This window comes from Xanthomonas arboricola (genome assembly GCF_003353015.1).
GTDB classification, from domain to species: domain Bacteria; phylum Pseudomonadota; class Gammaproteobacteria; order Xanthomonadales; family Xanthomonadaceae; genus Xanthomonas; species Xanthomonas arboricola_E.
Window position 1 is genome coordinate 506447 of record NZ_QREM01000009.1, and the last position, 24318, is coordinate 530764.

A 24318-nucleotide genomic window follows, 5' to 3' on the forward strand; every position below is an offset into this window, starting at 1 on the left:
CCCACCCACCCCACGCTGGCAGCGGTGGTGATTACAACCAATCCCATGAAAGGACGGTTAGGCGTTAACGATATCGGATTAGCGATGCGGCGACAAGCAAGGCGTTTCCAAGCAGAAAGTATCGTCTTAAATCATGGTGGCATCGTCAGCGGCAGTGGTTCGGGGCACCTCGAATGCAACGAAGTCAAACCGTTGCAGAAAGCCTGTTCGGCAGGTTTGCTTTCAGTGTTGACATGATCAGAGCTCCGCGCTTTGCCCTCTTTGTAGCGCCCGCTTGCCATGGATGCGTTGCTGACGCCATTGTCTGTCTGCGTAAAACTTGGATCTCGCCGGCATGAGCAACCCGAACAGCCCGCATGAAGCACGTGTCGCGGTATTGGTCGATTGCGACAACGTGCCGACTGACATCGTGGAGCACGCCTTGCTCATGGTGGCTCAGTTCGGCCGGGTCGTGCTTCGCCGCGGGTATGGCAACCACAGCACCCTCGCCAACAAGTGGCAGGAGGTCCTGGTCCGCCAGGCATTCACCCCATGCCTTCAATACCAATATGCCTCCGGCAAGAACACGGCCGATATCGCCCTGGCGCTGGATGCGTTGGAAGCACTTTTCGACGGCCGGGCCGACACCTTCTGCCTGGTGACCAGCGACTCGGATTTTGCCTACCTCTGCCGCAAGCTTCGGGAGCGCGGAGCCACCGTTTTCATCGTGGGCGAGCCCAAGACCCCGGATGCCTTGCGTAACGCCTGCGACCAGTTCTTCGAATGGGACCGGACGGCGAAAGAGGCAGCAATGCCTGAGGCCCAAAGTGGCGAGCTTCCTGCAGCGAAGCCGGAGGTGACAAAGGAAGAAGCGCCCCGCGCGGAACCCAAGCCGTTCCCCAAACGGCGTCCCCGGTTCCTGGTGGAAGCCGTGACTCTGCTGACGGGTGACACTTCTGAAGGGAAGGTTGGATTGGGAGCACTGGGCCAATACCTCAAACGGACCGACCCGTCCTTCTCGCCCAACCTCTATGGGCACTCCGGGCTGCTCAATATGGTGAAAACCTACGACCTGCTGACAACGCAGCGGGAGGAGACCGGAGGTTGGTCGGTCAGCATTTCGCACAAGTCTGAGCTGCCCGACACGGCGTAAACGCTCTCTTTGCCTCCGCGAATCATATGCCTCTACAAACGACAAGTCGGGGACCCCAACCCAGTTGGAATCTTCCTATTCGTCAATTGGCATACGTGCAATCGAATTTCTCCGCGTATTCAAATTTGTGAAATAGTGCTCCAAGCGAGCTCTTGCGTAAGAGCAGCTACCTGCTTGTATGAGTGCTCACTCAACACAGGAGCACCCATGCACCACCAAACGCAGATTCAGGTCGCCAGTCGCTTGCTCGGCCACCTCCTTCAGCAGCGCACGACCCGCCTTCCCCCTAACGAAGTAGAGGACATCCAATACTCGCTCGACTTGGCTGCCGAGTTGCTGAGGCTCGGCGGGCCGGGGCCAGCCGGTCAAGTGCAGGCATCGACCATTGCTCCATCCAACGCCATCCTCGTCAAACGAGCGGTCGTTGATCGCAGCTTCGTTCCGGCTATGCCGGCGTCCGTCGAAGAGTGGCGAGAGGCGCGCAAGAAGAACAAGGAAAAGGACAACGTCCCCCGTCCCAAGGAACCTATTGGGATCGAGCGGATAGATCTCCGCCCTCGTCCCCGGCACTAAGGGCCCAGAAGAAGAAAAAGCTCCGCACTTGCGGGGCTTTGATTCCATCAGGGGCGTGGCCGACGGCGTGTTGGTTGCGGCGCTGGCATCGGCATCGGGGAGGGCTTGGGCTCAGCAGGAGCGGCCTTGACCGACTCAACAGACCGGCTGGCGATTGCGAGATCAGGACTCGCAAGAACTTCCTCGCTCCACTGCTCCACCTCAGCTGTGCGCAGCTCAATTTCATTTTCGCAGTCATTCCAACGCTCCTCGGAGGCTGCCGCCCGGGCTGCGGCCAGTTCGGCTGTGCGCTTTTCCAGAACGGCCAAACGCCGCCCTCGCCGTTTTTCCCACTCTTGCGAGGCCCACTCGCCATCGGGGCGAGGATGGTCGCCGTTGAACTGCTCCCATGCTTGCTCGGCCAAGTGGAAGAGCTTCTCGGCACGCCCCAAGGCGCTGGTCCGCTGAGCAAACTTCAGCACGCTCCGCTTCAGACGACCCAGCCCTTCGACGAGCCCGTTGAGCCACCTGCGCAAATCGACACTGTCGCGCAGGGTCGCCGCATGCGAGGTCCATTGCCTCACCAGGCGCTGCGTGGTGGTCAGCACCAAGTCGGGCCGGGTCGAGAGGATCTCCGCCAGGTCCCGAGCCGCTTCGGCAACCAGCTCACCGATAGAGCGCAGCGGTCGCATCTGCGTATGTTCCGCCGGCCGACCCAATGCATCGGAGAGGCGCATGCCGCGGAGTCCGTGGATTTCCAATCCGGGCACGGCAGTTTGCAGGTCGTCCATGGCGCCTGCCCGGCGTCGCCGGTCACGCCGCGCCTGGTCGTGGCTATGGCCGATAGGGTTCGGAGCTGCCCTGCCCTCTTGCTCGGCTTTAGCGAGCAACCGTTCGAAGGCCTCTTCGTTTTCTTGAACGATGCGCGCGTTTTCGGCGGCACGGTCGGTCATCACGCCCTTTCGGGCCAGTGCTGTTGCTGTTTTGCCCATGTGCTTCGTGGGTTGCCGGGACAAGGCCATGGCTTCCGCAAGGTCCCCGCGCGCAAGGGCCTCTTCGGCCTGGACTTCCAAGCGACGGTGATCGACCCGCGCATCAATTCCCGCAGCGGCCAAATGCTCGTTGATCGTGGAAGCCATGGTCTGGCGTATCCAATCGATCTCAATCTTCCCCGACGCTCCGCCGTCCAGCTCCCTCGTTTTCTCGGTAAAGCCTTCGGGGGTCAGCCTGCGCGTAGTGGCCAGCAGGTGCACGTGATGGTTGAGCCCATCGCGGGAGCCCGGCGAGTGGATGCTGGCCTGCAAAGCGAAACCGTAGCGGGCGACCAAGGCTTGCCCGATGGCCACCGCGAGCTCAGACCGTTGCTCGTCATTGAGTTCGTGCGGCAAGGCGACTTCGAACTCGCGGGCCACCACCGAGTTCTTTCGGTTCTCCGCCGCCTCGGCTTTCGGCCAGAGCTCCCCAGGGATCAACGCCCAGTCGGGCGCGTCCTGGGGAACCAGGCAGATGGTCTCCACGACGCCGCCCCGACGGCGGTAATCGTGACGCTGACCGGTGAGGTGGTCGATGAGAAGCAGCCCGGCCCGGTAGGCGGCTGCAGCAACGGCAGAGTCGCCGCGGGAACGACTAAAAACTTTGACGCGCGAGTGGTAGATAGCCATGGAGAGCTCCGGATGAGGTTGCTCTCTTTATGCCGTGGCTTTTGATTTGCGCAAGCGCGGAGCGCTTGGGGGTCCGGGGGCGTAGCACCTGGCGCGCGCTATGTCGCAGACATTGCATCAGTGCGCTCTTGCTTATTTCTTTTAAGCTTTGTTTTTCAGATTTTTTTGATTTCGATGGCAGGTCAAAATCGGAATCGTCGCAAACTTGACGCAAGCCATTTTTTTGATTGACTCGTAAACAGTCAGAGGAGAAATCAGATGAGCGCAACAAACCACTACCACGACCGAATCCACCGAGCCACCGAACGACTGGCGCAGCTTCAAGCGAAAGAGCTTTTAGCCAACCAACGTCAGGCCGTGAAAACGAAGGAAACGCAACGACGCGAAGAAGCCAAGCGGCGCACACGGGTGGCAGAGATTGTTTTCCTTGCAGGGGCAGAAGCGCTAGAGGACAACGAGTTGTTAGGCGCGTTGCTGGCCCATGTGGAAAACCGAAATGATCACGCAACTCGAAACCACGCCAGTTCGCTTGGGGCGTTGCGGATGGCTATCACCAGCGCTGAAGAAGGTAGGAAGACGCACTGAGCCTGGTCACCAACTGCTCCCAAGCTTGTATGCCACAAAGTTGCAGCAGTCCCAGGGTTGCGCTACAACATGCCTACCAGTGGGGTCTCCCCCGGTGTTGTGCCTGCATAGCCACCAGGCTCCGGGTGCCCGAGGTTTTCTTCTAGAGGCGCGGGAATCATCCTTTGATTCCGGAGTCCTCTATGAGCAAGAAACGCCTCAAAACTCTTCGCACCAAAGCCTTTTACGCCCAGGCAGGCCGCTGCTTCTACTGCTGCCGTCCGATGTGGCTCTCCTCGCCAGATGAACTGGGCTTGCGCCCGCGCTCTGCGCGGCCTTACCAGTGCACGGCCGAACACTTGGTTGCTCAACAAGACGGCGGGAAAGACGTTGCCGACAACATAGTAGCCGCTTGCCGCCTGTTCAACCTACGACGGCACAAACTCATTACTTCAGCTCCAGCGGCAGAAGCCTACCTTGCTAAGGTTCGGCGACGCGTGGCCAAAGGTAAATGGTACCCACCTGGATTTTTACGCGCAGTGAGCGCCTCACCTTCGCTTGGGACTCGCCGGTGATCCAGCAATAAATTCACTAAAGAACTACGACTCACCGCCGCTAACGGCAATGTGATTGCGAACAGGCTAAGGCTCAAGGAGGACCCTCTTCACAACTCGTAATGGCTCCCACAGGTGAGCGCATCGATTTTACTTCTGGCATCTGCCTTAGCTATAACGCTGTTCGCAAAAAGCGAGCTGATCATTTCTACGTCGCAAAAAGGATTGCCCCGTGGCAAAAGAACTTACTGAAAGCAAGATCATGCAAGCTCTCGACTTCGCCTACGACAAGGCGATGACCGGTTTACCAGGCCTCGACTCAGCCATCGAAATGGCTGACAGCTACTTGAAAGAGACGGGATCGCTTGAGGAAAAAGCCAACTCCTTGGTTCGCTGGCAAAACACGAAGGCCGCTACCTCGGGATTTTTGACTGGCTTGGGAGGTCTACTAGTCATGCCCGTGACAATTCCCGCCAATCTCGCTAGCGTCTACTTCATCCAGATTCGAATGATCGCAGCTATTGCTCACATGGCTGGCTACAATGTGCGAGACGATAAGGTGAAGGCCATGGTCTACGCATGCCTTACAGGTAATGCAGCCAAAGAAGTCTTGAAAGATGTTGGAATTCAGTTTGGAAAAAAACTGGCCCAAGCAAGCATTAACCGCATTACTGGCGCCACAATCATCAGCATCAACAAAGCTGTCGGCTTCAGGCTTTTAACCAAAGCAGGAACAACTGGCGTGGTTAATCTCGGCAAGATGGTTCCAATTTTAGGCGGCGTGATTGGCGGCGCAGTAGATTTGGCCATGACCAACATTGTCGGAAACACGGCGGTGAAGGTTTTTATTTCTGAAGAACCTGAGGCACTTGCTGCACCGGAAGCGTAGCTCAGAGAAAGATCACCTCAAGAAAATTAAGAATTCCCTCTGTGGTCATGCGAGAGGAAATGTCCTCTCGTAAAGACACCAACAGCTACGGGATATTCACCCAATTACAAGAGATACCGCACCTTCAGCTAAGGCATCTCGGTAACCAACAGGATTTGGTAAAATGAATTTTGACGTTGCAGGCCCCTTTGAAGTTACACGTCATGGAAGCAAGAAGATCATTACAAAGGAGTCCGCGAGGCTTCTGAAGCTAGAACTTGATGATTGGGAGGAAGGCCTATCCGACGCTTGCGGATGCTACATCTTCGGCAAACGTGCCGGGGGCGGAATCACCCCCTGGTATGTAGGCCAAGCCTGCAAAACAACGCTTCTCGGTGAGGCTTTAAATCCCACTAATATCACCAACTACAATCATATTTTGGGGGAGGAAGGCGCAGGGATTCCTGTCCTCTTTTTCGTCCCGGCACGAACTCCCGGAGGCAAACTTCGAAAGAGGCCATCAGGGAAGCTCAAGTCGCTCTCGTTTCTCGAGAAATGGCTGATTGCAGCTGCAATCGAGAAGAACCCTGACCTGATAAATACGAAGGAAACGCGCTTCCTACGCGACCTGCATGTCAAAGGCGTCTTTAACGCTAAGCAGGGCGAGTCAACGAAACCATCAACGGCACTCAACAAGGCGCTGGGTCTTCGATAGTCATATGTCAAACGTCTTCGACTACTGATTTCAAGATCGATACGCAAGGGGCAACTCTCAGGGCTTGCACAAGCCGTGGGAGCCACTATTTAATGCAAGCGTGCTCTAGCGCAATATTTGCACCTAAACACGGGGAGATGAGCTCATCCCCCCGCGCGCCGAGTGTAGAATTTGTATCAGTTCAAATTTGTCGAGCCGTAGTGCCCACAGGAACGAAAACACTGCTCGGACGCGGCAAGCCTACTGAGCCGAGAGAAACAGGCACTCACCCGAATTCGGATGTTGCCGATATGGCAAAGCCACACGGGTGGCGGTGGTGACGGTCCAAGATGCGTCACCAATGAGTCGATTTCTCAAGATCGCAGTGGTGTCTGGCGTGGAGAGCGCTGTTCAGATCCACGTTGACCGTGGGGACAATCTCAACGCCCGCGACGAGAAGGGCCAGACCCCGCTAATGCTCTCGGCCGCGCGAAACAGGGATGCCATTTGCAGGCTGCTCTTGGCCTCAGGTGCGGATGCCGGCTTGCTTGATCCTACGGGGCGGGATGCTCTTGCCATCGCCAAGGCGGCCGGAGCGGTGGAAGCCGCATCGGCTATCGAGGCGGCTTGTCTGCGCCCCACCGGTGATAGCGTTTGCTTATCAGCACCTGACAAACCCAAGCAGCCAGGAAACGATCCTTCAAGCACGGAGCCTGTTGAAACCTTGCTCAACAATACCCCTGTCTCAGGCGAAACTACAGCGCCAGAATCTAGTGTGACGCTGCTTTCAGTGACGGTTGACGATGATCCTGAGTTCGACTTGAGCGGATGGGAAGCCGAAGAGGAGCAAAAGCCTCCTCCAGACGACTCAACCGTCGCCGTGGTAGCGATCGGCATTCAAACAGCGATCAGTGAGCATCAGCCCCTTGATACGTCCGCAGACTGGGGTGACCTGGATGCATTCCTGCCCGACCGCGCCACGCCTTTACGTCGCAAAGAAGACGCTGAGGCACGCGAGCTGCTGAGACTGACTCTGCTCCGCGCACTTCGCGAAGGTAGCGTTCCACACTTGACCGTTGAGGATTTGACGCAAGGTGATGATCGCGAGCCCGACGCTGAAGCCTATGCGCTGCTGAGCATGGTCATTAACGAACTTGGCGCGGAAACCGACGAGCGATTCGAATATTCAACACCCTACGAAAGCTTTGAGGTCTTCATAGATCCCGAAGAGAGTCTTGGCGAAGAGGATACAGTCGCCGAGGCGTTGGTATTCCTTGACGACCTGGCAGCCCGACGCAATGAGCCGTTGCGGATCTACCAGCGAGAACTCCAGCGGGGAACACTGATCACTGCGGAAGCAGAAGTCGCTTTGGGTCAAGCAATGGAGCGCGGTATAGAGAAAGCGCTTGACGCTCTGGCTGCCTGGCCTTGGGGGCTCAGCGCCACGCTGGATGCGGCCCGCCAAGTTTCCAGTGGAGCCAGGCCCCTACGCTGGATTTCTTCTGGTCCGCAAGCCGGACTCCAGGAGGCTGAGCCTGTGCTCGATGCCGAAATGGAGGCGGCCATCGGGTTGGAGCTGACTATGACCGAAGAAGAAGCCGCGAGTTCAGAAGAGGAGTCGTTTCCGCAGTTTGGTTCGGAGATTAAAGAGTCCACCGATGACTTCGCGGAGTTTTGCACCAACTCGGAACTCTTGTCGGGCCTGAGCATCGGCACGAGACAGAACGGGCCCGCATGGGAAAAGTGCCGAAGCATCCTCGCTTCGCTAGGTCTAAGCCGTGGTTTCCTCATGGAACTTGCCACTTCCAGGATCGTTGGAGAACCTGAAACCGCACTTTTGTTTGTCCAAGCAATGCAGTCTTACCGGAACGCGCGCGACCAAATGACTGTCGCTAACTTGAAGCTTGTCTACTCCATCGCCCCCAAATACCTCTTCAGCGGACTGCAACTCGACGACCTGGTGCAGGAAGGAAACCTTGGCCTCATGAAGGCCGTGGACAAATACGATTGGCGGAGGGGGTTTAAGTTCTCGACGTATGCAACATGGTGGATTCGTCAAGGGATCACCCGCAATGTGGCCGATAAGAGCAGAACCATCCGCATTCCCGTCCACGTCTACGAGAAGACCCGGCGCATTGCACAGGCAGTCCGCACTCTCGAGCGTCGTTACGGCCGCCCCCCGACCTCAGAAGAAATATCGGCAGCCGCGGAGCTCCGCGTCCAAGAGGTCGAAGCACTATCCCGCATCGCGCCGGAGCCACTGCCTCTTCATGAGATGACAGACATTGACGACATCATCGCCATTCATGCAAAAGATCAGTTACTTGCCCCCGACCCCGTAGAAGTGGTCGAGGATTATCAGTTCGCCCGGTCTGTTGACACCTTCTTGAGCACGCTTAAAGCCAGAGAGCAGAGCGTAATGCGCATGCGCTTCGGCATCGGTCTTGGCGCCCGAGAATCCATGACACTTGAAGAGGTCGGCAGGAAGTTCGACGTGACGCGCGAGCGCATCAGGCAGATTGAGGCCAAGGGTCTTCGGCAACTGCGGCACCCCGCACGGCTGGACAAGCTACTGATCGAGCTCGGCCTTACTTGGGCTCCAAAACCCGAAGCCTCCTCAACCAAGACGGCCAAGGGCGCCGTATCCAAATCCAAGGAGACAACAGCCCAGACGCATGGGGAGACGGACGGACCCATGAACCCGTGATGCTCCACGATCTCATGGACCAGAATTGCTTTGTATGGCAGGCCCTGAAGGACGGGGCTGGTATACCACGGACATCTATCACGAACACGACGAACGCACGTTCATACCAGTCAGTCCAGCAGCTCATCGAAATTCGCTTTGGTTACCGCTCAAGGAAAGGCTATTGGCGATGAAACAAGGGACACGAAGTGCGCCACCGCGCGCGATGGCAATGCTTGAGTCCTTACGGGGTCTTGGATACTCAACCGGAGCAGCGTTGGCAGACGTTATCGATAACAGTGTGTCAGCCGGTGCAACCGAGGTCCGCCTTGATTTCGCTTGGGACGGCGAAAGCAGCCGGATCACGATCTTAGACAATGGATACGGCATGAATGATGCCGAGCTTGAAAGCGCCATGCGGCTGGGCGAAAAAAATCCTTTGGATGCTCGCTCAGCGCACGACCTCGGGCGCTTCGGAATGGGGCTGAAAACTGCATCCTTCTCGCAATGTCGCCGACTCACCGTCGCCACCGTGAAGGCAGGCACCAAGAGCTGCCTGCGATGGGACCTCGACGAGCTCGCTGCAAATCCCGATGGCGGTTGGCTCCTGTTCGAAGGTGCCGCAGAAGGCTCCGATCAGTTTCTTGCTGGCTTGCATGGCAAGAAGGACGGGACCCTCGTGCTGTGGGAAGCGTTGGACCGCATAGTCACTGTCGGTTACGCCTCCGAAGACTTCCACGACCTCATTGACACAGTGGAGTCGCACTTGGCGATGGTCTTCCACCGCTTACTTCAAGGACCCAGAGCCAAGCTCAAGTTACTCATCAATGGCCGCGCAGTGTGCCCATGGGACCCATTCATGACGGGACACCCAGCGAAGCCTTGGGTTTCGCCACCAACCAACAACACCACCAGCTACGGCACGGTAACGGTGCAGGCCCACGTCCTGCCACACCGAGAAAAACTGACCGCTGCCGAGTTTGAAGACAACGCAGGCCCTGCCGGATGGACGGCGCAGCAAGGGTTCTACGTCTACCGCAACGAGCGGCTTTTAGTCGCAGGCGGATGGCTGGGACTTGGCAATTCGCGGGCATGGAATCGCGAGGAATCTCATCGCCTGGCACGCATACGCCTGGACATACCCAACACCGCCGATGCTGACTGGAAGATAGATGTTCGTAAATCGACGGCCCGTCCTCCTTTGTCGCTTCGCCCCTGGCTGACTCTTCTAGCAGAGAACACACGCGAACGTGCTCGGCGTGTCTTCGCTTACCGCGGAACCCCAATGCCCGCAAAGGGGAACGTCCCTATCGAACAAGCCTGGAGAGTAGAGAGGGTCAAGGCAGGCACGCGTTACCGCATCGACGAGGCACATCCATCAGTAGCGGCAGTCCTGGAAAGCGCAGGAACGCTCGCGCCCCTGGTGAAGTCGATGCTTAGGGTGATCGAAGAGACCGTGCCCGTGCAGCGCATTTGGCTGGATACCGCTGAGAACAGGGAGACACCACGCACGGGGTTTGAGGGAGAACCAAACTCGGCGGTTATCGAGGTCGCTAGCGTGCTCTTTGACGACCTTGTTGAACGCAAGGGCCTAAGCGTTGAAGAAGCGAGGAAGTCAATGTTGCGCACGGAACCTTTCCAGAAGTATCCGGCCCTGGTTGCAAGCCTAGGGGAAAAGAAATGACTACAGCAGAAGAGGCAGCCGCTCAGATCCAGTTGCTTGAAGATGTCATCGCCACAGCGCAGCGTCTGGTCAAGGCTGAGAAAGATTCGTCCAAGATCACGCCCGCCTACATCGCGGACAGGGTAAAGCTGGCCGCCGCAATGTTTGCCAGCGATCCGCCCGTCCCATTAGACGAGGCCAAGGCGGTCTCCACGCTGATCCAGCGATTCAGTCATCGAATGGGCAAGGCCACCACCCTCAAGGACAACACGGGGCATTTTGACTGGCTCAACGCCGCGCGCAAGAAGGACTGGCACTACTGGCGTCGCTACCGCGATTATCAGGAATCGAAATTGTCGGACGTGGTCGTCGATGGTCTTGACGAAGCAACTGACGACATCCTGGGACTCCTGGAAGACCCCTTACGCGCGGATCCCTGGGACCGTCGAGGACTCGTTGTCGGACATGTGCAGTCGGGAAAAACCAGCAACTACACGGGTCTGATCAACAAGGCCGCCGATGCGGGCTACAAGATCATCATCGTGCTGGCAGGCATGCACAACAATTTGCGCTCGCAAACACAGATACGCCTTGAAGAGGGCTTCCTGGGCTACGAGACGACAGCGGAACGCGACGCGGGTGTTCCCATTGGCGTGGCCGCTTTCGGCGAAGACCTCAAAACCAACTCGGCAACGACGCGGGCTGAAAACGGTGATTTCAGCAAAGTCATCGCCAAGCACTTCCACGGCATCTCGCCTGAAGAGCGACCCTGGCTTTTCGTGGTGAAAAAGCAAAAGACAGTTCTTACCGAGTTGCTTAAATGGATTCAGGCGCGCGTCGCCGACATGCCAAGCCCGTTGCTGCCCAAAGCCCCCGACTGGAAGCTCGTAACCAAGCTGCCGCTTTTGATGATCGACGACGAAGCAGACAACGCATCCGTGGATACAGGCGAGCAACCGTTCAACGAGGACGGAACGCCGGATGAGGAGCACTCGCCCAAGACTATCAACCGACTGATTCGGCAGTTGCTGCACTCCTTTTCTCGGAAGGCCTATGTCGGCTATACCGCAACGCCTTTCGCCAACATCTACATCCACCACAAGGGGACCACCGCCCTGGAAGGGCCGGACCTATTTCCGAAGGCCTTCATCATCAATCTGGCAGCTCCATCCAACTATGTCGGCCCCGCCCGCATGTTCGGCAAGCTGACCAAGGATGGCCGCATGGATGCCCTGCCTCTGTCGCGCAGTATCCTCGACCACTACGACCCCCAGACTCAATCAGGGTGGATGCCACCCAAGCACAAGAAGACGCACGTTCCGGTCTATGACGGCCAAGAGACAATTCCTGAATCCCTGCGCGATGCCGTCCAGTCCTTCGCTATCGTCTGCGCTGTGCGCGACCTACGCGGCCAAGGCAACGAACATAGTTCCATGCTGATCCACGTTACCCGCTATGTGGCAGTGCAGGACCATGTGCGGGAGCAGGTCGAAGAAGTCGTGCGACGCATGCGCCAGAAGATCACCCGGAGTAGCGACACAGAAAATTTGCTCGCGCAAATGCGCAAGCTTTGGGACGAGGACTTCATGCCAACCCGCGATACGGTCGCCGAGCTCTCGCCGGCCGAAGAGCGACCTCACGAGCTTCCTTCCTGGGAAGAGGTTGTCGCAAAGCTGCCCGACGTTCTCGGCGATATTGTGGTGCGATCGATCAACGGCACCGCAAAGGACGCGCTGGACTACGCCACGCCTGGCGCGGCCCTCAAGGTCATCGCGGTCGGCGGCGACAAGCTCGCTCGGGGCTTGACCCTTGAGGGCCTTTGCGTGAGCTACTTCGTCCGCACGACGAAGATGTATGACACGCTGATGCAGATGGGCCGCTGGTTCGGCTACCGGCCGGGCTACCTCGACCTCTGCCGGCTTTACACTTCGCCAGATCTTGTGGAGTGGTTCGGCCACATCGCCGACGCATCCGAAGAACTGCGCGAAGAGTTCGACTTCATGGCGAAGGCCAAGCTCACGCCAGAGCTATACGGCCTCAAGGTCATGTCGCATGAGATTCTCACGGTCACATCGCCCCTGAAGATGCGTAACGCCCAGACGCTGTCTCTAAGCTACAGCGGCACTCGCCCTCAGACGATCCTCTTTCACCGTAGTGCGGCCATCCAGGAGGCAAATCTTGCCGCGACCGACTCACTGATCGCATCACTCGATACAGAGTTCGAGGATGAACCCAGGTATCTGCGTGACGGCGAGGCTGAATCCTGGCCAGGAGCGCGCCTTTGGCGGGACGTGGACGCCTCCAAGGTGCTTGCGTTCCTCGGAGCCTACACAACCCACCCAAATGCCACCAGCGCCAAGGCTGCGGTGCTATCGGATTTCATCTCCAAGATGATCGATATCGGCAAGCTGAAGCAATGGAGCGTCGCGCTGTTGTCCGGCGGCCAAGGCGTTGGTGAGCCTCACTCGTTCCCGGGTGGATTCGAGACGGACACGCTGCAAACTCGTAAGACTGATGACCCCGAGTCAGGGATGAAAGACCCGACAATGTTCACCATCGGCGTTCTCACCGACCCGAAGGACGAGGGCATTGATATCAACGACGAAATTTGGCGAGATGCCCTCGCCCGAACACAGGCAGCCTGGAAACCCGACCCGGCGCGAGAGCGGAAGGATCCACCCAAGAGTCCCAGCGGCAGAGGTATCCGGGAAGCGCGGGACCGGCTTGGAGGCGATGCGGATCGGGGCTTGCTGTTGCTTTACACGCTTGCTCCATACAAAGGCAAAGAAAAGCTAGCGGAAAACCTGATTGTGCCAGGATGGGACAAACCCATAATGGCTTTCGCCATCGCTTTTCCTTCAGCCGAGAACACGATTCGCGTCGAATATGAAGTGAATCTTCTCTACTGGGAGCAGGAATATGGCCCGTCCGAGTAACGAATTCCTTATGGCTTGGTCCTCGCTCTCCAGTGCCGAAGCCGACCCTGGATGGCAAGCCATTGCACTTCCCTCAGCCGGGCTTCTTCAGCTGCGCGCCGGCCGACGGTCTCCGGACAACGCAGAGGCAGTATTGGTCTGCTTTCCTACCGCGAAGCCTGCCCCTGCGGACAAGCTACCCGAAGGCCAGGGTTTTGCGATTGAGCGCGCAGACCCTGAAGGCAACGGCAAGCTCTGGCTAGCGTTGACCCGTAAGTCAGCGGGCAGTTCAGAGGTATTCACTTCGATGGTGTGCGATGTCGTCGGCGCACTCGACGAAGCAGTTGCGGCAGGCTTTGATGAAATGAAACTTTTGCGAGCGTTTATCGGACGGGTAGGAGCTTGGCAGGAGTTCATGCGCAAGGGCGCGCAGGCGCTCAGTCCCGAATCTGAAGTCGGCTTGATTGGCGAGCTCACTTTGTTGAAAGCGATCTTCGAATCCGGCGCGCCTGAGGCTTCGGCCACTGAATCCTGGGTGGGACCGCTCAACGGCGTTCAGGATTTTGAGATTGGCGGTGGCGCCATAGAGGTGAAGACGACCCTCTCGGTGACGGGCTTCCCAGCAAGGATCGGCTCTTTGGAGCAGCTCGACAACTCCACTCGTCAGCCTCTCTTTCTAGCTGGAGTTCGGCTGCGGAAAACAGAGAGCGGTCAGAACTTGCCAGGCATCATTGAGGCAATACGGCAGACCATCAAAGGCAGTGCTGAGGCAGAGAGGCTACTTTCTGAGCGCCTGCTGGCCGCCGGCTACATTGACTCTCACCTTGACCACTATTCACGTAAGTTTGAGTCAGCTGGCACAAGGATCTTTGAGGTAACAGGTAACTTCCCTCGCATGACTTCAGGCACGGTCCCGGCAGGCATCATGAAGGCCATGTATGAGATCGACCTCGAAAAGGCATCCGGGGAGAACGTCAGCATCGAGACAGCACTGAAAAAACTGGGAGCAATCCAAGAATGAATCTGCCTGAATTCCTGCGTGAAACGCAGGCCACCGTCCGCTCGCAGATGCGAGATGGTGCGCTGTATGAAGAACTGATTTTTTCAGGCATCGTGATGGACCACATGTCGGACATCGGCATGACTTTCGAGCCGGTCGAGTGCCATTTCGAGGGGAGGGTCGGCTCTGCAAACCTTCGCTTGAGCGGCTATTCGCTCTCGGATGAAAACGAGCAGCTTGACCTGTTTGTGAGCCTCTACGCCAACGTCGATGTGCCCACACCGATCCCCGATGCGGAAACCAAAACCGCTGTCGAACAATGCCTGCGCTTTCTGACGTTGTGCGCTGAAGGCAAGATGGCGCCCAAGCTGGACCCGTCGAGTGATGTGCGCTCGCTGGCCGAGACACTACATGCAATCTACAACGATCTGGAGCAGGTTCGCGTCTACGTCATCACCGACCGCGTTGCCAAATCAAAGAGTTTCAAGACGCGCGATATCGGCGGCAAGGCGGTTCGTCTGGAGGTCATGGACATCGAGCGGCTCCACCGACACTGGTCTGAAGGCAAGCCGCGTGACGAGCTGGTAGTCGACTTCACCGAAGTCTCTGGCGCTCCCCTCCCCTGCGTCTTCGTGCCAGGCGAGAACGATGATTACGACTATGCGCTCACGGCGATACCTGCAGAGGCACTACGGCTGCTTTACGAGAAGTTCGGCGCACGCTTGCTTGAGGCCAATGTTCGCTCCTTCCTGAGCGTCAAGGGTAAGGGCGTTAACGCTGGCATTCAAAACACATTGCGGTATGCACCAGAGCGATTCATGGCCTACAACAACGGCATCGTGATCGTGGCAGATGAAATGCACCTGGGTAAGCCAGGCGATGGCTCCACCGGCATCGCTTGGCTCAAGGGTCTGCAAATCGTCAACGGAGGTCAGACCACCGCGTCGATCTACTTCGCAAAGAAGAAACACGCCGACACTGACCTCAGCCGCGTTCGGGTGCCTGCCAAGATCATCGTGATGCGTGCCCAGGACTCTGCCAAGGAGGAAGCACTGGTCTCCGACATTTCACGTTTTGCCAATAGCCAGAACGCTGTGCGGCAATCGGACCTGTCCGCCAACAAGCCCTTCCATGTTGAGATCGAAAAGCTCTCGCGCACGGTCTACTGTCCCGATGGCGTGAGCCAGTGGTTCTACGAACGTGCCTCAGGCAGCTACAACACCCTACTGGCACGCGAGGGAACCACGCCAGCAAAACTCAAGGCTTTGAAGGATGCCATTCCGCCAGCACGCCGCCTCACAAAAACGGACTTGGCAAAATACATCACCGCTTGGGAGAAAAAGCCTGACATCGTCAGTCTCGGCTCTCAGAAAAATTTCGATAGGTTTATGGCTGGGCTGACACCCGCCGATGGGCAAGAGGCACCACTGCCGACGGTCGCAGACTTCAAGGCCATGATTGCAAAAGCCAAGATTTATCTGGACGCCCAGAAGCTTCTGCGGCCGATGTTCCAGGCCTTTCAAGCCAATGTCACTGCCTATACGGTTTCGCTGGTGGCCGAAAAGCTTGGCGACCGTTTCGATTTTGATCGTGTCTGGGCCAAGCAGGCCGCATCGCCTGAGCTACTCGCTCAAATTGCCGTATGGGCCAGAGAGGTCAACGACGTGCTGCATTCCTCATCCGGAGGAAGGATGGTTTCCGAATGGGCGAAGCGACCGGAATGCAAAGAGGCCGTGATGGGCGCAAGCTACTCTGCTCCGGCAACCAACATCCCCGAAGTGAAGTAGACACCTGGCACCGAACTACATGCACCGCACTGATTTCTTAAAATAGCCTATGGTTGATGTTGTCTCCCCCGCCGACCGCAGCCGGATGATGGCAGGCATCAAGGGCAAGAACTCGCAGCCAGAGGTTCTTGTCCGTCGGCTGCTGTTCGCTTCCGGCTATCGCTTCCGACTTCACAGACGCGACCTGCCTGGCACTCCCGACATTGTCATGCCAGGTCGCAAGGTCGCTATCTTTGTCCACGGTTGTTTTTGGCACTTTCACGAGGGGTGCAAATACGCAAAGATGCCCGCCACACGTCCAGAGTTCTGGAGAGCCAAGCTTGAGGCTAACGTTGCGCGTGACCGTCTCGCAGTCGATAGGCTTCGATCATTAGGCTGGAGAATTCTGTGGGTTTGGGAATGTGCGACTCGCAATGCCGAATCTGTTTCAGGATTGCAGGTGGCAATGAGCTCTTGGATCGAGAGCGGTGAGCCGCTCGGCGAAATCGGTGTTTCGCGGAGGGAATGAGAAGTTTGCCCGAACGCTGAACAACCCGAATGCTGCATTTTTGAAGAGGCATGCTAGCCGCCACTTCCTAGCGCTATCCCCGTCGGCGAGGCGCCGTCATGACGGCATAGATGATTTCGGCAATCTGCTTGGCAAGTAGTGGCGGGACCGCGTTTCCAATTTGCCCGTATTGCTCGGTGCGATTTCCTTCAAAGAAATAGTTGTCGGGAAAGGTCTGCAGACGCGCAGCCTCGCGCACCGTCAAACTCCGACACTGCGAAGGATCCGGGTGAATGTAGTAATGGCCATCCTTCTTGATGTGGGCCACAACCGTAGACGAAGGATATTTCCCCATCTGGACCCGGAAACGATCCTTGAAGGGAATCGTTTCCTGGTCTACGTTCAAATGGTCTGGTAGGAGCTTCGGCGGGAAGTTTCGCAGGTCCGGTGCATATTCCTGCGTGGCAGCGAAACACGCCGCAAACATGTAACGATGCAGGTCAGAACGCATGTGGCTGCGCGTCTGGTGCTGTAGGACGCCACCGACCTTGGAGTCCAGATACCACTCCTGCAACGGCTGGGGCATGTGCCCACCTGGATTAACCTCCGCAGGGATGAAGTTTGCTCCGAAAGTTGTATGCCTCTCAGCCTTTTTAATGAACTTCTCCATGGCCGCCTCGATGTCGCTGCGCACAGGACGGTGCCATCCTTTAAGGGACTGCGGCGCCTCCCGCAACGCTTTCATCCAGTCCTCTTGCGAGTCCGGTTCTCTGGAGAGGCGGCTTCGCAGCGCTGGCAAACCAGCAAGCGCGGCACTCACACCCACTTTCTTCGCCACCTTTGTGAGAAGAAAGCGTTCGTGGTCTTCAACCAACGCCGGTTTGGCGTCAACCACGTCGGAGCGGATGCCAAACAGGATGACTCGATGGCGGCTCTGGGGGATGCCATGATCATCCGCCTCAATCACGTAGTCGTTGGGATCTAACTCCCCTTTCTTTTTTTGGACCACGAGAGATCTGATTTCGTAGCTCAGACCATCACGTGGTGCTTTGAGGTCAGCAAGGATTTTCTCGAAAATGCGCTTGCCGGAGTTCATGGAATTGAGCATCCCCTTGACGTTTTCCATGACGAAAACAGCCGGGGCGAACTCTTGAATGATCCGCAAATACTCGGTGTAAAGGAAATGCTTGGCGTCAGCCTCGAACTTCTCCGGATCCTTGCTACGCAGGCGCGAGCGACCGGCCAGCGAATAGGCTTGGCACGGCGGTCCACCGATAAGCACCCAGTCAGTCTCATTGCCTAGGGCCTCCCGAATCCAACCATCTATTTCCTTCGGCGGAGTTACGCCGAGCTCCGCGCAGCGCGCTTCCTGAGCAGCGTGCTCAGCAGCTTCCTTCACATCCGGGTGCGAGAGGAATTCGTCCCGGGTGATTTCTCCGCGGACATATTCGTAGTAGCAGCTTGGAACTTTGCCTTTCGGAAATTTGCGGAAGATCGCCCGCAATAGCAGCGTCCGGTGAGCAATGGGGTCTTTCTCTACGGAGACCTTGACAGCAAAGTGCCGCTCACCAGCCTTATCGAAGATGGAGGAAAAGCCTTCGCACAGCCCCCCTGGCCCGGCGAACAGGTCGATCACCGGAATAGCTCTGCGTCCCGACATCAGTTCTTTTTTCTCGCGTTCAATTCATGACGTCGTTGCAGATGCGACCTGTGGAGTGACAAGGCAGCTCGTCAGCGGCGCGCGTGGCCCTGATTTTACCAGGTCCAAAGCAAAATTTATCGCCGGCAGCGGGAGGGGCGAACAGATCAAGCCGCCGCGAGGCATTCGGGAGCGCCGATTCCACCGCCGGGGCATCTGCCGGCATGCCTGACCACAGGATTTCTTGGAACACACCGTGGTGACCGCCTAGACTGGGCTGCCTTGATCATCAACAGCAAGACGGCCGAAGCCTGTTAGAGGGTCATCCGCGGACCTTGCTCTTGCTGCGTTGTCTGTTGCTGTGTCTGCTCCATCTGCTGCTGGCGCACTTGGTCCTGCTTGATGACCTCGGCCTGCTGCAGGTTCTGCTGGGCAGGCTCCTGGGAGGCCTCCCGCCCGTCTACATGGGCATGGAAGAACGGTCCTTTGTCCCCGAAGGGCGCATAGATCGCAACGACGTTCTGAGCACCATTGTTCCCTAGGCCTCCGGTCACCCGGTCCACCCGTTGCAACAGCGAGTCTTCGGCTTGCTGCTTGTAAAGCGACGCCGACACGTTCCGGCTTTCTTCATCGTTCCAGTTGCCCGTGCCCCGAACCCAGGAATGGATTTGCTGGTAGGTGGAGTGGTCAGGGTGAGCGGGATTGTCGGCCAGCACCTGCGAAGGCGATCGAAGCGAGGGGGGCTCAATGTCCGGGCGATGCTGGGCTGGGCCCAGTTGGCGCACTTCCACCTCCCGCTGCTGACCATGAGAGGTATCGACGAATCCGAACGCCTTGCCCTGCCCGCCCAAGTTCAGCCCGGCTCCCTCCAGCTTCGCTGTATCGGTGCCGAGCTCTGCGAGGTTGTAACCCAGCCGCGGCAAGGCCTGGGTCGTCGAGCCTGCGCGATCTTTCAGCAACGCAGCCCCCGCACTCACGGCATAGCCCGCGTAGTAGCCGGCGTAGTTGGAGGTGCCCTGACTCCCCATACTGCTGTCACTTCGGTCGAAGTGACAAACGGCGACCGCTTCCACGGCAGGACTGGAAATACTGTTTCCGGTTCGTTGAAGTCCGCGCTCGTCCAAGTAGATGCCCGGCTCAAGCTTCCCGTCTTTCACGCAAGCGGTTGTCGGCTCGACGCGACGTAGGAACTCGGCTTGATTGAACTCGCCTGTGGTCGTCGTCACCCGGCTCGCAACAGCATTCATGCTCACCAACTCGGCCAAGGCTTCGTTTTGCCGAGCGGAAGCCATGTATTCCTTGGACGGCGCCGTCGCATCAACAACCGATTCACCGTATTGGACGCCGTCCTTTAGAGCGGTATCGAGCTTGAATACGAAGGTATTCAAGGAAACCTGCGCCGACGGTGCCATCAGCGCATGCCCGGTCTCGTGCCCCAACGTTCCCGCCAACATGTCCAAGCGGTCGGACCGAATGGACGGCGCGAAAATCGAGGTGTTGATGCTGACGGTGCCCGTCCTGTCATCGTAGTGCCCGCCCTCATTCGGCTGGTTGGACACTTCCAGGCGACGGAGGGTGCCCAGATCGATGGCTTGGGTCATGACCGAAGCAAGGTAAGGCGAAGTATCTATGGCTTCACGGAGGTCACGCATCGCACCTTTGGGGAGGCCCGGCTGCCGCTCCAGGTCCTGGAGCAACCGGTCAATGTCGCGCTGATCAGCCATCACGCGGCTCCATTTCGAGCCTGACCCGCGAAACGCAGTGTGGGTCCTCGTGCTTGTCCGTGCTGACGACAACATACAAGCCAAGCCCGTCTGCGAGTGCTCGCTCAAAGTAGACCGTCGGTTTGAAGCCCACCGCGTTCTTGGTCACACCGAACCCGGCTGCAACCAATGGGTCATGCAGTGATTTAAACGACAGGTCGCAGGCCTCGGACGGCCGCACGGTCAGCTCGATGGTGTGCCCAGGATGACGCGCGTAAGGCTTCCACACAGCGAACTCATAGTGCCCCGCACCTAGTGCGCCCTGGAGCCCTGTGCGCCGCCCTTGACTGTCTGGCGTCACCTCAAGTCCTGACACCTGCGCAACGTGAGTCGGGGCCATGTCTACTGTGGTTTCGAAAGATTTGGCCATTCGAACGATGGCCTCGACCAATGCAGCTGACGTTAGCGCCGGGCCTTGCGGCAATGGGGGGTAATCGCCAGACACCACAGCATTGGGAGCGGCTCGCCGGGTGGCCTCGTCTGCAGCCCTGTCCGCACTAGCAGCGGCTTTGTCTTGCGCGGAGCGCACGTCTGCAGCGCTGGGGGGATGTCCTTCCATTGTTTTCTCCTGAGTGCCTTGGCTACTCGCCGGCCCTTGAGCACAGGCCAGCGTCCCTAACGAAAGAGTAAGCACGACAATGCTGCGAATCAGTAAGCGCAATCTGAGCCTCCGTGAGTGCTCGGTGTCCTTCGTTGCAGCCAGAGTCTAATCGTCAGGTGTAGCGTGCGCCCTAGATGGAATCACGCTCTCGGATCACTGCCACCATCAGCACCGTCTACGACAGCGAAGTCACTCACCAGCCATCCGTATGCATCGCTCAGGGCATCGGCAATGCCCTCTTCGCTCTCACATTCGACCGTGGCTTCAGTGGGCAATTTAGGACGCTTGCCATCGGTTTCCCATACAATTCCTCGCACGCGGAACGCCTTCATTCCTGCTCCATGGATGTGGATCTGCCTTGGCAGTCTAGCTTCGGCAGGCGGCACAGGTGAAGGGGCGGGCTATGCCCACCCCCTGCTGGCCAAGCTGACGCTCTTCTGGCCACCGATGACCAGGTGGTCGAGGACCCGGATGTCTAAGAGGCCCAGCGCTTGCTGCAGGCGCTCGGTGACCTTGCGGTCCGCTTCGCTGGGCTCCGGATTGCCCGAAGGGTGGTTATGGAAAATGATGAGCGCGACCGCGTTGAGCTCCAGCGCGCGCTTGGCAACGACTCGACTATGGACTTCGCAGCCGTCGATGGTGCCGCTGAAGAGATGCTCGGTTGCCAGGATGTAATGTTTATTGTCCAGGAAGACGACACCGAAGACTTCGTGCGGCAGGTGAGCGCAGCGGGCAACCAGGTAGCTGCCGGCCTGCTCCGGGCTGTGGATCCGACCTTGGCGCTGAAGCCGCCCTTCGAGGATGCGGGCTGCTGCGAGCAAAATACCCGCCTCGTCCATCTGGAGTTGATACTGGACTGCTCGGTCTTGGGTGCGCTTCATCGGTTCTTCTCCACCAGCGCGTTGTGCGCCTCGTGGGAACCGGCAAGCGAAGCGTCCGGCCCTACCGCACCCGGGAGTGAGCACCGTTAGGCGCGCAGCGGAGGGCCGCAACAAAGCGCCAGCGTCGAGAAGGAGGCTCACCCTTGCGGCGGGGGCAGCGAAGCTAAGGTCCCTTCCAGAGGCCCAGCGCTGGTGGAGACAGCACCATGCATGCCCTACAAGGCCTGCGGGCTAAACGGCATTCGGATGGGAGGGGGTGATCGATGTCAGCAGGCGGCGCCTGGGCTTTGCAGCCAGTGGGGCTTCTGCGGACCTGTGCCTGCCTTACGCACGCATCGCTGCGCAGGAGAAGCACGCAGGCATCGGGATGGGCTGGTCGACCCCAACGGGCTCAGACGTGTTCGTCTATGTTTCCCAGTCCGTGCCACGACAAGATTTCCTCGGCCCGACGGCCGACGAACTGCGCGTCCTCGCTCGTCATCGCCTTGCTCTCGATGGCAGCAGCCATATTGGCAAAGGCTTGCCAAAAATGACGGCGATCAGGACTTGAGGCCCGCAGGGCGGGCACCGCAGCATCCAGGCGTTCGAGGTGACGGCGAAGCTCGGCTCTGTCCATGGGCCTGAGTATCGGCAGTGCGGTCGCACTGCTTGAGACGCCGCGGCCAACGCAAGACAGCTAGCCCATTCAGGTGCCGAGATGGCGCTGCTCAAGCGCCCCGTAGGGTGAGCGACCATTGGGTCCCACGTCCGGCAAGGTCAGATTGCGCTCTTGGCATTCGTCGCGCTATCGGATGTCAGAAAGTTCTTAACCTAGCAGATCGCTGCTTTGAATATAAATCAGACTAACTATCAATCCAGAGGATTGAATAGGGCCGCGCCGATGGCCTCAGATGCTCTCGCAAGCAGAAAGAGCCTTGCGGCCCTTTCTGTGCAGCAGTGATATGTCGAGCGCGGCTTACGTTCCCGCAGAGCAAGAAGTCATGTGCTCTACGGCAGCTGTCACCACACCATCCGCATCTTTGACAGTTGTTTTCCATTTGAAGCTTGCCGCGGGTTTGGTGCTTGGAGCATCGCAGTAATACGTGGGGGTGACCACGTTATCAACCGCCTTTGTGAAAGAGTTTGTTTTACTACCGCACGTCCAGGTTGACGGACAGCTGACAGGAACAGTCACCACAGTGACCGGAAACCGTGGATGACCCTGAAGTGTGACTGGCACAGGGAACCGAACCCGAAACTTGCCGGAGGCCGTGGGGATGGATGCAATCTTGAAGGGCAAGCATGTGGTCTCACCTGCCTTAAATGTTCTATAACCCTTTTCAACACCACGCATGGCAGCAGCACGGAATACGGAATTACGCAGGGCGATCGAATCATCTGCGTTGGTGTGAAATCCCACCTCTATCAAAGCCGTTGGCATGGCGGCTACTCTGACCTCACCGTAGCTTGCACCGTCTCTTACACCCGGTCGGATGGGGTAGGTGGAGTAAGCGGGGAGTTGACGAATTTGCTCGGTGACGTAACAGAGAATATTTTGCCCCAACTGATTCGACGCGCTGTCGTCTACGTTTGCAATGACTGTGGCACCGCGTGCGCTTGTGTTGGTGCTGGCATCGGTGTGGAGAGAAATCAGTGTGTCTGCGTTGATGTAATTTGCATATTCAGGCCGTGCACGGATGTCATCGTCGTATTCTCGCAAATTGGCTCGGTCGGGCTGTTTCCGGTCAGGCGAGCCATTTGGAAATTTATTCCAAATGGTTGCACCCAGTGCTGGATAGAGTCTTTTCAGGTAATAGCGAGCACCGAGAGCAGCCCAAGCCAACCCGCTTTCCGGGTCGACATTGGTGTTGCCTATGTCGCGCGTGTGCTTGATGCTCGTTGCAGTGTTGGCACTTCTTTCGGTCAACAGACTCGCCAGCATTGAAGAATAGCCGGGCGTGACAACGTCTTCGTAAATATCAGTTGTCCCAACATAGAGCGTTGGCCGCTGATAGCGCCATGTCTCATCCTCGTGGTTGAGATATTTGCCATGCCCTGGATTTAAGACGACAAGTCCTTCAACAGGAACAGCAGCCGCATCTACGCTCGCTCTCTTCTTTTTCAGATGCTCCGGAGGGTAGATCTCGTTGAGGTTCTTTCCCCCAATACGCACCCGGATGTATCGAAACTTTACGACGCCTTCGATCAATTCGTAACCTTCGTTCTCGACCTCTCGCACCTTCTCGCCGAATCCCTCTGTGAACTCAGAGATCCCCCTCGGCAAATATCCAGAATCAAGGTCAATCCAGACAATGCCCGCCTGGATGTCAGGCGTCACTTTGACGAGCACCTGCTTGGCTTGGGTGGGCAAGCGCTCTTGCTGATCCACAAACTGCTGCAACGCTGGCTCAATCTCTTTAGCAATGGATTGACTATTCTTTGCACTAAGCACCGGTAGTTCGGGATTTTCCTGGGCGACGGCACCGAAGCTGAAAAGACAGCTCAGCGTCACGCCCACTACACACGTCACCAACGTCTTTCCATGTCTTGCGCGCATCATGCACCTTCCCTTGTTTCCTAACTTTTTGACCTCCGAACGAGAGGCCTTCGTTCCCCTGCTCCTTTTTTTCGATGTGCCTTAAACCATTTACCGCAAACAAGCGTCCCCGGAATGACAGGCCGTGCGCATGCTTGCGAGCCCGTCGATGCAACCAGGAATCGATACGTGCCTCGCTCAGTCCTCCATCCCTGTTTTGCGTCTGATGGACAGGCAGTCGACCAAGAATCCTGCCGAAAGCAGCTAAAGAACAAGAGTGTCCATTCGGTCAAGTGCTGGAGCATAGCTCAGCTTGAGGAGCTTCGGATGGTCACTAGCCGCTGCCCATGCACGGG

General features: G+C 57.8%; 19 protein-coding genes and 1 pseudogene. 12 read left to right on the plus strand and 8 right to left on the minus strand.

The window, feature by feature from the left end; translation table 11 throughout:
- Positions 1–45: 45 nt before the first annotated feature.
- From C0541_RS21370 to C0541_RS12820, 3 genes are all read left to right on the plus strand, one after another.
- Positions 46–237 (plus strand): hypothetical protein, encoded by a 192-nt coding sequence (locus C0541_RS21370; protein WP_238601320.1) that lies wholly within the window; start codon positions 46–48, stop codon positions 235–237.
- Positions 238–334: 97 nt separating this feature from the next.
- Positions 335–1132: an NYN domain-containing protein gene (locus tag C0541_RS12815; RefSeq protein WP_115050304.1), complete on the plus strand. Its 798-nt coding sequence runs from the start codon at positions 335–337 to the stop codon at positions 1130–1132.
- 207 nt (positions 1133–1339) lie between these two features.
- Complete coding sequence (locus C0541_RS12820; protein WP_115048866.1) at positions 1340–1705, plus strand: hypothetical protein; 366 nt, start codon at positions 1340–1342, stop codon at positions 1703–1705.
- A 47-nt stretch (positions 1706–1752) separates the two neighbouring features.
- Here C0541_RS12820 and C0541_RS12825 read toward each other — a convergent pair whose 3' ends face one another.
- Positions 1753–3345: a MobA/MobL family protein gene (locus C0541_RS12825; RefSeq protein WP_115048868.1), complete on the minus strand. Its 1593-nt coding sequence runs from the start codon at positions 3343–3345 to the stop codon at positions 1753–1755.
- Positions 3346–3603: 258 nt separating this feature from the next.
- Here C0541_RS12825 and C0541_RS12830 point away from each other — a divergent pair, with 258 nt between their 5' ends.
- From C0541_RS12830 to C0541_RS12870, 9 genes are all read left to right on the plus strand, one after another.
- A complete protein-coding gene (locus C0541_RS12830) occupies positions 3604–3930 on the plus strand; it encodes a conjugal transfer protein TraD (protein WP_080960617.1) in 327 nt (108 codons plus the stop codon).
- A 765-nt stretch (positions 3931–4695) separates the two neighbouring features.
- Positions 4696–5352 (plus strand): EcsC family protein, encoded by a 657-nt coding sequence (locus C0541_RS12840; RefSeq protein WP_161960047.1) that lies wholly within the window; start codon positions 4696–4698, stop codon positions 5350–5352.
- 163 nt (positions 5353–5515) lie between these two features.
- Positions 5516–6046, plus strand: coding sequence for a hypothetical protein (locus C0541_RS20755; RefSeq protein ID WP_153064984.1), 531 nt, complete (start codon positions 5516–5518; stop codon positions 6044–6046).
- Positions 6047–6386: 340 nt separating this feature from the next.
- Complete coding sequence (locus C0541_RS12845; protein WP_115048874.1) at positions 6387–8732, plus strand: sigma-70 family RNA polymerase sigma factor; 2346 nt, start codon at positions 6387–6389, stop codon at positions 8730–8732.
- Between the two features lie 211 nt (positions 8733–8943).
- Positions 8944–10395, plus strand: coding sequence for an ATP-binding protein (locus C0541_RS12850; protein WP_115048876.1), 1452 nt, complete (start codon positions 8944–8946; stop codon positions 10393–10395).
- A complete protein-coding gene (locus tag C0541_RS12855; RefSeq protein WP_115048878.1) occupies positions 10392–13310 on the plus strand; it encodes a Z1 domain-containing protein in 2919 nt (972 codons plus the stop codon). The genes C0541_RS12850 and C0541_RS12855 overlap by 4 nt, the downstream gene beginning before the upstream one ends.
- Before the next feature lie 10 nt (positions 13311–13320).
- Positions 13321–14310: a PD-(D/E)XK motif protein gene (locus C0541_RS12860; protein WP_238601322.1), complete on the plus strand. Its 990-nt coding sequence runs from the start codon at positions 13321–13323 to the stop codon at positions 14308–14310.
- Positions 14307–16076, plus strand: coding sequence for an AIPR family protein (locus C0541_RS12865; protein WP_115048882.1), 1770 nt, complete (start codon positions 14307–14309; stop codon positions 16074–16076). Before C0541_RS12860 ends, C0541_RS12865 begins: the two co-directional genes overlap by 4 nt.
- 49 nt (positions 16077–16125) lie before the next feature.
- Positions 16126–16584, plus strand: coding sequence for a very short patch repair endonuclease (locus C0541_RS12870; protein ID WP_115048884.1), 459 nt, complete (start codon positions 16126–16128; stop codon positions 16582–16584).
- Between the two features lie 73 nt (positions 16585–16657).
- Here the strand turns inward: C0541_RS12870 and C0541_RS12875 are convergent, their stop codons facing one another.
- From C0541_RS12875 to C0541_RS12905, 7 genes and pseudogenes are all read right to left on the minus strand, one after another.
- Positions 16658–18199, minus strand: a complete 1542-nt coding sequence (locus C0541_RS12875; protein ID WP_238601323.1) for a DNA cytosine methyltransferase — start codon at positions 18197–18199, stop codon at positions 16658–16660.
- Between the two features lie 317 nt (positions 18200–18516).
- Positions 18517–18918: pseudogene (locus tag C0541_RS21565) on the minus strand (XVIPCD domain-containing protein); the annotation flags it as partial.
- Between the two features lie 1000 nt (positions 18919–19918).
- On the minus strand, positions 19919–20335 hold the full coding sequence (locus C0541_RS12885; protein ID WP_153064985.1) for a hypothetical protein: 417 nt from the start codon (positions 20333–20335) through the stop codon (positions 19919–19921).
- Between the two features lie 371 nt (positions 20336–20706).
- A complete protein-coding gene (locus tag C0541_RS12890) occupies positions 20707–20898 on the minus strand; it encodes a hypothetical protein (protein ID WP_115048891.1) in 192 nt (63 codons plus the stop codon).
- Between the two features lie 69 nt (positions 20899–20967).
- Positions 20968–21447 (minus strand): JAB domain-containing protein, encoded by a 480-nt coding sequence (locus C0541_RS12895; protein ID WP_115048893.1) that lies wholly within the window; start codon positions 21445–21447, stop codon positions 20968–20970.
- A gap of 391 nt (positions 21448–21838) precedes the next feature.
- Positions 21839–22063, minus strand: a complete 225-nt coding sequence (locus tag C0541_RS12900; protein ID WP_025989212.1) for a hypothetical protein — start codon at positions 22061–22063, stop codon at positions 21839–21841.
- A 339-nt stretch (positions 22064–22402) separates the two neighbouring features.
- A complete protein-coding gene (locus C0541_RS12905) occupies positions 22403–23944 on the minus strand; it encodes an N-acetylmuramoyl-L-alanine amidase family protein (RefSeq protein WP_232087941.1) in 1542 nt (513 codons plus the stop codon).
- Positions 23945–24318: the final 374 nt, after the last annotated feature.

What these genes read in the sequence shown, in the direction of transcription:
- C0541_RS21370 (WP_238601320.1), top strand. Translation starts at nt 46, where the DNA reads ATGAAAGGACGGTTAGGCGTTAACGATATCGGATTAGCGATGCGGCGA.
- C0541_RS12815 (WP_115050304.1), top strand. Translation starts at nt 335, where the DNA reads ATGAGCAACCCGAACAGCCCGCATGAAGCACGTGTCGCGGTATTGGTC.
- C0541_RS12820 (WP_115048866.1), top strand. Translation starts at nt 1,340, where the DNA reads ATGCACCACCAAACGCAGATTCAGGTCGCCAGTCGCTTGCTCGGCCAC.
- C0541_RS12825 (WP_115048868.1), bottom strand. Translation starts at nt 3,345, where the DNA reads ATGGCTATCTACCACTCGCGCGTCAAAGTTTTTAGTCGTTCCCGCGGC.
- C0541_RS12830 (WP_080960617.1), top strand. Translation starts at nt 3,604, where the DNA reads ATGAGCGCAACAAACCACTACCACGACCGAATCCACCGAGCCACCGAA.
- C0541_RS20755 (WP_153064984.1), top strand. Translation starts at nt 5,516, where the DNA reads ATGAATTTTGACGTTGCAGGCCCCTTTGAAGTTACACGTCATGGAAGC.
- C0541_RS12845 (WP_115048874.1), top strand. Translation starts at nt 6,387, where the DNA reads ATGAGTCGATTTCTCAAGATCGCAGTGGTGTCTGGCGTGGAGAGCGCT.
- C0541_RS12850 (WP_115048876.1), top strand. Translation starts at nt 8,944, where the DNA reads ATGCTTGAGTCCTTACGGGGTCTTGGATACTCAACCGGAGCAGCGTTG.
- C0541_RS12855 (WP_115048878.1), top strand. Translation starts at nt 10,392, where the DNA reads ATGACTACAGCAGAAGAGGCAGCCGCTCAGATCCAGTTGCTTGAAGAT.
- C0541_RS12860 (WP_238601322.1), top strand. Translation starts at nt 13,321, where the DNA reads ATGGCTTGGTCCTCGCTCTCCAGTGCCGAAGCCGACCCTGGATGGCAA.
- C0541_RS12865 (WP_115048882.1), top strand. Translation starts at nt 14,307, where the DNA reads ATGAATCTGCCTGAATTCCTGCGTGAAACGCAGGCCACCGTCCGCTCG.
- C0541_RS12870 (WP_115048884.1), top strand. Translation starts at nt 16,126, where the DNA reads ATGGTTGATGTTGTCTCCCCCGCCGACCGCAGCCGGATGATGGCAGGC.
- C0541_RS12885 (WP_153064985.1), bottom strand. Translation starts at nt 20,335, where the DNA reads ATGGCCAAATCTTTCGAAACCACAGTAGACATGGCCCCGACTCACGTT.
- C0541_RS12890 (WP_115048891.1), bottom strand. Translation starts at nt 20,898, where the DNA reads ATGAAGGCGTTCCGCGTGCGAGGAATTGTATGGGAAACCGATGGCAAG.
- C0541_RS12895 (WP_115048893.1), bottom strand. Translation starts at nt 21,447, where the DNA reads ATGAAGCGCACCCAAGACCGAGCAGTCCAGTATCAACTCCAGATGGAC.
- C0541_RS12900 (WP_025989212.1), bottom strand. Translation starts at nt 22,063, where the DNA reads ATGGACAGAGCCGAGCTTCGCCGTCACCTCGAACGCCTGGATGCTGCG.